Here is a 922-nt window from a genome sequence, read left to right on the forward strand (position 1 = left end):
GCAAGTCCTGCAAGGTAGGCTGCTCCAAGAGCGGTAGTTTCCAATGTCTTTGGTCTTGTTATTTTAAATCCAAATAAGTCAGACTGGATCTGCATCAGAAGATCACTTGCAGAAGCACCACCGTCTACTCTTAATTCAAGACTTGCTCTTCCTGAATCTGCTTCCATTGCTTTTACGATCTCATATACCTGAAATGCAATTCCTTCCAATGTTGCTCTTGCGATGTGTGCATCGGTAGTTCCTCTGGTAATTCCTACAATGGTTCCGCGGGCATACTGATCCCAGTAAGGCGCGCCAAGACCTGTCAGTGCAGGTACGAAGTAAACACCACCATTATCTGGTACAGAAGCTGCCAGTTTGTTTACCTCTTCAGAAGAACGTATAAGCTTAAGACCATCTCTTAGCCATTGAATAGCAGCGCCTCCTACGAATACACTTCCTTCCAGTGCGTAATTTACTTCTCCATTGATCTTCCACGCTACAGTAGTGAGAAGATTGTTTTTAGAAGAAACGGCTTCTGTTCCTGTGTTCATTAATAAGAAGCATCCTGTTCCGTAAGTATTTTTCACCATTCCCGGAGTGGTACACATCTGCCCGAACAGGGCAGCCTGTTGGTCACCAGCAATACCTGCGATTGGAATTTTGGTAGAGAAAAGGGTAGTTGCTGTTTCTCCATATATTTCACTGCTTTGCTTGACTTCAGGGAGAATGTTTTTAGGAATGTCAAATAATTCTAATAAATCATTATCCCATTCTAAAGTATGAATATTAAGAAGCATTGTTCTGCTCGCATTGGAAACATCTGTGATAAACATTTTTCCACGAGTCAGTTTCCATACAAGCCATGTATCAACAGTTCCGAAACATAATTTTCCCTCTTCGGCTTTCTGTCTTGCTCCTTCTACATTATCAAGAATCCATT

Annotated in this window: 1 protein-coding gene; it reads right to left on the reverse strand. The window is 42.0% G+C overall.

Annotated elements, in window-relative coordinates; genetic code table 11:
- Nucleotides 1–922 (reverse strand): glycerol kinase GlpK (locus GB932_RS22000; RefSeq protein ID WP_156758916.1); only part of this gene is annotated, 922 nt, incomplete at both ends.

The organism is Microbacterium karelineae (genome assembly GCF_009745985.1).
GTDB lineage: Bacteria > Actinomycetota > Actinomycetes > Actinomycetales > Microbacteriaceae > Microbacterium > Microbacterium karelineae.